At 70.3% G+C, this 7,202-nt stretch carries 7 protein-coding genes and 1 pseudogene; 5 read left to right on the top strand and 3 right to left on the bottom strand.

Annotated features, from left to right (window positions below; translation table 11 throughout):
* Positions 1-246 (top strand): annotated as a pseudogene (locus ACFWIC_RS32790) (ABC transporter); the annotation flags it as partial.
* On the top strand, positions 243-1,037 hold the full coding sequence (locus ACFWIC_RS32785; RefSeq protein ID WP_380520692.1) for an ABC transporter permease: 795 nt from the start codon (positions 243-245) through the stop codon (positions 1,035-1,037). The pseudogene ACFWIC_RS32790 and the gene ACFWIC_RS32785, both read left to right, overlap by 4 nt.
* A gap of 193 nt (positions 1,038-1,230) precedes the next feature.
* Here the strand turns inward: ACFWIC_RS32785 and ACFWIC_RS32780 are convergent, their stop codons facing one another.
* Positions 1,231-1,563 (bottom strand): GNAT family N-acetyltransferase, encoded by a 333-nt coding sequence (locus ACFWIC_RS32780; protein WP_380520691.1) that lies wholly within the window; start codon positions 1,561-1,563, stop codon positions 1,231-1,233.
* Between the two features lie 4 nt (positions 1,564-1,567).
* Between ACFWIC_RS32780 and ACFWIC_RS32775 the strand changes: the two genes are divergently transcribed.
* Entirely contained in the window at positions 1,568-1,861 is a 294-nt protein-coding gene (locus tag ACFWIC_RS32775) for a hypothetical protein (RefSeq protein ID WP_380520690.1), read from the top strand.
* Here the strand turns inward: ACFWIC_RS32775 and ACFWIC_RS32770 are convergent, their stop codons facing one another.
* Both ACFWIC_RS32770 and ACFWIC_RS32765 read right to left on the bottom strand, forming a co-directional pair.
* Positions 1,862-2,395, bottom strand: coding sequence for an NUDIX domain-containing protein (locus ACFWIC_RS32770; protein WP_380520689.1), 534 nt, complete (start codon positions 2,393-2,395; stop codon positions 1,862-1,864).
* A 167-nt stretch (positions 2,396-2,562) separates the two neighbouring features.
* Positions 2,563-4,023, bottom strand: coding sequence for an NCS2 family permease (locus ACFWIC_RS32765; protein ID WP_329877071.1), 1,461 nt, complete (start codon positions 4,021-4,023; stop codon positions 2,563-2,565).
* Positions 4,024-4,269: 246 nt separating this feature from the next.
* Between ACFWIC_RS32765 and ACFWIC_RS32760 the strand changes: the two genes are divergently transcribed.
* Both ACFWIC_RS32760 and ACFWIC_RS32755 read left to right on the top strand, forming a co-directional pair.
* Complete coding sequence (locus ACFWIC_RS32760; protein WP_329877073.1) at positions 4,270-4,572, top strand: DUF2530 domain-containing protein; 303 nt, start codon at positions 4,270-4,272, stop codon at positions 4,570-4,572.
* Between the two features lie 52 nt (positions 4,573-4,624).
* Positions 4,625-7,174, top strand: a complete 2,550-nt coding sequence (locus tag ACFWIC_RS32755; RefSeq protein ID WP_380520688.1) for an HAD-IC family P-type ATPase — start codon at positions 4,625-4,627, stop codon at positions 7,172-7,174.
* The last annotated feature ends 28 nt before the right edge of the window (positions 7,175-7,202 follow it).

Raw genomic sequence — 7,202 nt, 5'->3', positions numbered from 1 at the left:
GACCCCACCGCCTACCGCAACGCCACCTCCGCACTGCCCGAAACCACCCGCGACGACGACGCCCTCACCCTCCAGATCCCCAGCGACGGCAGCCAGCGCCACCTGCGCACCGTCCTCGACCACCTCGACACCGCCGGCATCGAAGCCGACGAACTCACCGTCCACACCCCCGACCTCGACGACGTCTTCTTCGCCCTCACCGGCGGCACCGACATCCCCCACCAGGCCAAGGAGAACGCCCGATGAGCTCCCTCACCCTCGCCCTGCGCGACTCCTCGACCATGCTGCGCCGCAACCTCCTGCACGCCCGGCGCTACCCGTCCCTCACCCTGAACCTGCTGCTCACACCGATCATGCTGCTGCTGCTCTTCGTCTACGTCTTCGGCGACACGATGAGCGCGGGCCTCGGAGGCGGCGGCGGCCCGGACCGCTCCGCGTACATCGCCTACCTCGTCCCGGGCCTTCTGCTGATGACCATCGGCAGCACCGTGGTCGGGACGGCGGTGTCCGTCTCCAACGACATGACCGAGGGCATCATCGCCCGCTTCCGCACGATGGCGATCCACCGCCCGTCGGTGCTCGTCGGACACGTCGTCGGCAGCGTGCTGCAGTCGGTCGCCAGCGTGGTCCTCGTCGGCGCCGTCGGCGCGGCCATCGGCTTCCGCTCCACGGACGCCACCGCCCTGGAGTGGCTGGCCGCGTTCGGGCTGCTCGTGCTCTTCGCCCTGGCGTTCACCTGGATCGCCGTCGGCATGGGTCTGATCAGCCCGAACGCCGAGGCCGCCAGCAACAACGCGCTGCCGATGATCCTGCTGCCGCTCCTCTCCAGCGCCTTCGTCCCGATCCACTCCATGCCCGGCTGGTTCCAGCCGATCGCCGAGTACCAGCCCTTCACCCCCGCCATCGAGACCCTGCGCGGACTGCTGCTCGGCAGCGAGATCGGCCACAACGGGTGGCTCGCCGTCGCCTGGTGCCTGGGCCTCGCGGCGCTCGGCTACCGCTGGTCGACCTCGACGTTCAACCGCGACCCGAAGTAGCCGCCATGGCGGCACCCACCACCACCCGCCACTCGCCCCGCCCCGGGGCGGCGTACCCCGACACCCCGTCGGCCTGCGCCGCCCCGTCCGCGTTCCCGGCCGGACGGAGCGGGCAGCCACCGCCCCGCACGACGAATGCCGAGCCCCGGAGGCCGCACGCCGCGCACGGTGTCCGCCGCAGCGTGCGGGTCCGTCAGAGCAGACCGAGGGCCGGCGTCAGGTAGTAGGAGGCGAAGACGCCCGCCACGTTCGACTCCAGGACCTTGAGCCACACCATCCGCAGTGCCGTGTACTCGAAGGCCCAGCGGAGCGTCAGCTCAGTGGCCTCAGCCGCGAAGCCCTTACCGCGCGCCTCCGGGGCGAGGAGGATGGCGTACTCGGCCGTCCTCACGGCGGGGTCGATCGAGAGGGTCGTGATGCCGACCGGCGTGTGATCGTCGCCGGCGACCACCTCGAACTGGGGGTAGTCGCGGTTGCGGCCCTGGGCTTCCCAGCCGCCCGCGCGAACCTCCCAGGACTGGGCCACCTGCGTGCCGAAGCCGAGGATGGTGCCGGGGTCGTTCTCCCATCGGTGGTACTTCGACGCACGGCAGTTCAACACCGCCCAGAGCTACTTCACCGAAGCGCTCCGGTTCGCGCGCGAGATCGGCGACCGCCCGTTCATCGCCAACGTGCTTGCCTGTCTCAGCCTCCGGGCGACGATGCGCGAAGCCTTCGGCCGCGCGAGCGCCCACCTCCAGGAGTTCCGCCGGCTGCTCAAGCCTTACCGCGGCCACACCCGGGCCGAGGAACTGGTCGACCGGATCACCGGCTCGGCCAGATGATCAGAGACCGCCCTCGTCGAGCAAGAGGTAGAGCACACCCACGAGCGTGCCGCTGCTGACGATCTCGCGGCGGTCGATCATGCCGCGCAGCTCGGACAGAGCGACCCACTCGATCCGATCGGACTCGTTTCGCTCGGTCGGCGGCCCTACGTACTCAACAGCATCGGCCCGGAACACGAAGTGCTCGGAGTCGGTGATCCCGTTCGCCGGCTGGGCGTAGATCAGCGGCTTGACCTCACCGACCTTCCAACCGGTCTCCTCCAGCGCTTCGCGGGCCGCAGCCTCCACCGGGGTCTCGTCCGGCTCGATCAGCCCCATCGGGAGTTCCCAGGCCCAGGTGTTGGTGATGAAGCGGTGCCGCCACATCATGAGCACCTGCTTCTCGCTGTTCACGATGGCCGCGACGGCCAGGTGCCTCAGCTTGACCACATGGTGCTCCCAGCGGTGCCCGTCGGGCTGCTCGACATCAGCCAGCCACAGGTTCACCCAAGGGTTCTCGTAGATCGGACGTTCCCCGTGGATCTTCCACTGCATAGCCGCGGCCCCTCTCGACGGACCTTCAGCATCGCAGAGCGGAGCGACCTCAACAGCCCGCTCCGGCAAATTCGCGTCAGACTGACGAATACTGGCGGCCCTCGCACGCTCCGACACCAACGGCCCCACACCCATGAAGATGTGGGGCCGTTGAAAGCTCAGCGGGATCAGAGCAGGCCGAGGGCCGGCATCAGGTAGTAGAAGGCGAAGACGGCGGAGACCGCGTACATCGCGACCGGGACCTCGCGGCCACGCCCGGCGGCGAGGCGCAGGATGCAGAAGGTGATGAAGCCGAAGCCGATGCCGTTGGTGATGGAGTAGGTGAACGGCATCATCACGATGGTCAGGAACGCCGGGATCGCGATGGTGTAGTCGGCCCAGTCGATGTCCTTGATCGAGTTGGCCAGGATCAGGAAGCCGACGGCGACCAGGGCGGGGGTGGCGGCCTGGGCGGGGACCATGGTGGCGAGCGGGGTGAGGAACAGGGCCACCACGAAGAGGCCGCCCGTGACGATCGAGGCGAAGCCGGTGCGGGCGCCCTCGCCGACGCCTGCGGTCGACTCGACGAAGCAGGTGTTGGCCGAGGAGGAGGTCGCGCCGCCCGCGGCGGTGGCGATGCCGTCGATCATCAGGACCTTGTTGATGCCCGGCAGGTCGCCCTTCTCGTCCAGCAGGTGGGCCTCGTCGGCGACGCCGAGGATGGTGCCCATCGCGTCGAAGAAGCAGGACATCAGCACGGTGAAGACGAAGAGGACGCCGGTGAGGACGCCGACCTTCTCGAAGCCGCCGAAGAGGCTGACCTCGCCGACCAGGCCGAAGTCGGGGGCGGCGACCGGATTGCCGGGCCAGGCCGGGACGGTCAGGCCCCAGTTGAGGGCCGGGATGTCGGCGATCTTGTCGATGACGACCGCGAGGCCGGTCATGACCGCGATCGAGACCAGGATCGCGCCGGGCACCTTGCGGACGATCAGCACCAGGGTGAGCAGCAGACCGAGCACGAAGATCAGGACGGGCCAGCCGAGCAGGTGGCCACCGGTGCCGAGCTGGAGCGGGACGGTGGTGTGGGCGGCGTCCGGGATGCGGCTGACGAAGCCGGAGTCGACCAGGCCGACGAGGCTGATGAAGAGGCCGATGCCGATCGCGATGGCCTTGCGGAGGCCGAGCGGGACGGCGTTCATCACGCGCTCGCGCAGGCCGGTGGCGACCAGCAGCATGATCGCGAAGCCGGCCAGCACCACCATGCCCATCGCGTCGGGCCAGGTCATCTTGGGTGCGAGCTGGAGGGCGACGATGGTGTTGACGCCGAGGCCGGCGGCGAGGCCGATCGGGACGTTGCCGATGACGCCCATCAGCAGCGTGGTGAGGCCCGCGGTGAGCGCGGTGGCGGTGACCAGCTGGGCGCTGTCCAGGTGGGCGCCGTTCATGTCCGTGGCGCTGGCCAGGATGATCGGGTTGAGCACCAGGATGTACGCCATGGTGAAGAAGGTGGCGATGCCACCGCGGATCTCGCGCGGCAGGGTGGAGCCGCGCTCGCTGATCCGGAAGTAACGGTCCATCGCGCCGGACGGGGGCTTCGGCGCGTCGGAGGTGGGCTCGGGCGACTCGGCGGTCGGCTGGGCCACGGGCATGCTGCATCCTCTGGTGGGGGCTGAGGAGAGGGGGACCCACCCGGAGCGACGGTGGCCGGGCGGCCCGGTGGGACGGGCACGAAGCAAGGTGTTCTGAGCATGCCGCGGCCGACCGGGGACACAAGTATGAGTTCCCTGTTCGCTCGTACGCCATCTTCGCGCGTAGAACGAAGGGGTTTCCGGAAAGAAAGAGACAGCTGCGGCACGGAATCGGACAAGCGCCCGCCGCACCGTACCCTAGAGCCCATGCCGAAGACGCCGTTGCACCCCTCGCCCCCGTCGCTGGAGGCCAACGACGTCGCCATCGTCGGCGGCGGCACGGTGGTGTGGTTCGTCGCCTTCCTGGTGCTGCTGCCCTTCTGGGGCACCCTCTCCGACCACGGCCACGGCAACTGGCCCTGGATCTGCCTGGCCGGCAGCGGGCTCGGCCTGATCGGCCTCTGGTACTGCCGCGCCCGCCGGGACGCCATCGCCCGCAGCCGGGCCGCCGAGGCCCGGGCGCAGGCCCCGAACGGGAACGGCACGGACCCGGCCACCCGGTCGGACTGAATAGTCCTTTAGTAGCACGCATCGGACATAAGGCACCCGTAGAGTCGGTGCCATGACGCAGCCTGCCCAGCCTGCCGAGGACCGGCCCACCGAGGAGAAGCCCGAAGGCGCGCACCCGCTCGGGCTGCTGCCCGGCCGGCGCGGCGGCCTGACCGCCGCCGAGGTGGCCGAGCGGGTCGCCCGCGGCGAGGTCAACGACGTCCCGGTCCGCTCCAGCCGCTCGGCCAAGGAGATCGTCCGGGCCAACGTCTTCACCCGGTTCAACGCGATCATCGGCGTGATGTTCGGGATCATCCTGATCGTCGGCCCCCTCCAGGACGGCCTCTTCGGCCTGGTCATCGTCGCCAACACGGCGATCGGCATCATCCAGGAGCTGCGCGCCAAGAAGACCCTGGACAGCCTCGCGCTGATCGGCGAGGCCAAACCCCAGGTCCGCCGGGACGGCACCGTCCAGCAGCTCGCGGTCGGCGAGATCGTGCTGGACGACACCGTGCTGCTCGGCATCGGCGACAAGGTGATCGTCGACGGCGAGGTCACCGAGGCGGACGGCCTGGAGATCGACGAGTCCCTGCTCACCGGCGAACCGGACCCGGTCCTCAAGCAGCCCGGCGACCAGGTGATGTCCGGCAGCTTCGTGGTGGCCGGTGCCGGCGCGTTCACCGCCACCAAGGTCGGCCGCGAGGCGTACGCCGCACAGCTGGCCGAGGAGGCGAGCCGGTTCACCCTGGTGAAGTCGGAGCTGCGCAGTGGCATCGACAGCATCCTGCGGTTCATCACCTGGCTGCTGGTGCCCACCGCGATCGGTCTGATCATCAGCCAGCTCGCGGTGGAGGGCCGGGACTGGAAGGAAGCGGTCCGCCGGATGGTCGCCGGGATCGTGCCGATGGTGCCCGAGGGACTGGTGCTGCTGACCTCGGTGGCCTTCGCGATCGGAGTGGTCCGGCTGGGCCGCAAGCAGTGCCTGGTGCAGGAGCTGCCGGCGATCGAGGGGCTGGCCCGGGTGGACACCGTCTGCCTGGACAAGACCGGCACCCTCACCGAGGGCGGCATGGACGTCGTCGACCTGCGCCTGATCGAGACCGGTCCCGACGGGAGCGACCCGGACCGGGAAGGCCGGGGCCCGGTCGGGCGGAGCATCACGGGCACCGGGGACGGCCAGGACGGCCCCGAGGCCCGGGACGGTCTGGACGACCGCGGCACCGTCAAGGAGATCGTCAAGCAGGCGCTGGGCATGATGGCCGGCGCCGACGCCCGCCCCAACCCGTCGATGCGCGCCGTGATCGACGCCTACGGCGACGGCAGCGGCGAGCGGAGCGGCGGCTGGCGGGTCATCGAGGCGATGCCCTTCTCCTCCGCCCGCAAGTGGAGCGGCGTGCAGTTGCTGGAGCCGCAGGGCGGCGAGGCCACCTGGCTGCTCGGCGCACCGGACGTGCTGCTGCCGGACGGCCACCCGACGCTCGCCGAGGTGGACGAGTTGGGTACCCAGGGCCTGCGGGTGCTGCTGCTCGGGCGCACGCCCACCCCGCTCGACGCCCCCGACCCGGCCGCCGGCCTCCGGCCGCTCGCCCTGGTGGTGCTCCAGCAGCGGCTGCGCGACGACGCCGCCGACACCCTGCGCTACTTCGAGAGCCAGCGCGTCCAGGCCAAGGTGATCTCGGGCGACGCCGCCGTCTCGGTCGGCGCGGTCGCCGCCCACCTCGGGCTGCCCGGCGCCGACCACCCCTTGGACGCGCGCACCCTGCCCACCGACCCGGAGGCGTTCGCCGACGCCGCCGAGCGGACCACCGTCTTCGGCCGGGTCAGCCCGCAGCAGAAGCGCGAACTGGTCGGCGCCCTGCAGTCGCGCGGCCACACCGTGGCGATGACCGGCGACGGTGTCAACGACGTGCTGGCGCTCAAGGACGCGGACATCGGCGTGGCGATGGGCACCGGCAGCGACGCCACCAAGGCGGTCGCGCAGATCGTGCTGCTCGACGACTCGTTCGCGACCATGCCCTCGGTGGTCGCCGAGGGCCGGCGGGTGATCGGGAACATCGAACGGGTCGCCGGGCTCTTCCTGGTGAAGACGGTCTACTCGGTGCTGCTCGCCCTGCTGGTGATCTTCACCCATTCGCCGTACCCGTTCCTGCCCAGGCACTCGACCGTGCTCTCCACGCTCACCATCGGCGTGCCGGCCTTCTTCCTGGCACTGGCGCCCAACAACGAGCGGGCCCGGACCGGCTTCGTCCGGCGGGTGCTCCGGCTGGCGATCCCCGGCGGCATCATCGCCGGTACAGCCACCTTCACCGCGTACGCACTGGCCCGTGCGGACCATGCGACCGACCTCGAATCGGACACCAGCGTCGCCACCCTGACGCTCTTCCTGGTCGCCATCTGGGTGCTGGCGATCGTGGCCCGGCCGTACAACTGGTGGCGGCTGCTGCTGATCGGGACGATGGGCGGGGCGTTCGCCCTGGTCCTGACCGTGCCGTGGCTCTCCGACTTCTTCCAGCTCTCGCTGTCCGGCACCCGGGACCCGTGGATCGGCGTCGGGATCGCGCTGATCGCCGGAATTCTGCTGGAAGTGACCTGGCGCATCATGCGACGCAGGACGGATGATTGACCGCACTGGACGGATCGAGCCCGAACCG

Source organism: Kitasatospora sp. NPDC127035, assembly GCF_042726075.1.
GTDB lineage: Bacteria > Actinomycetota > Actinomycetes > Streptomycetales > Streptomycetaceae > Kitasatospora.
This window is presented reverse-complemented; position numbering and strand designations above follow the sequence as displayed.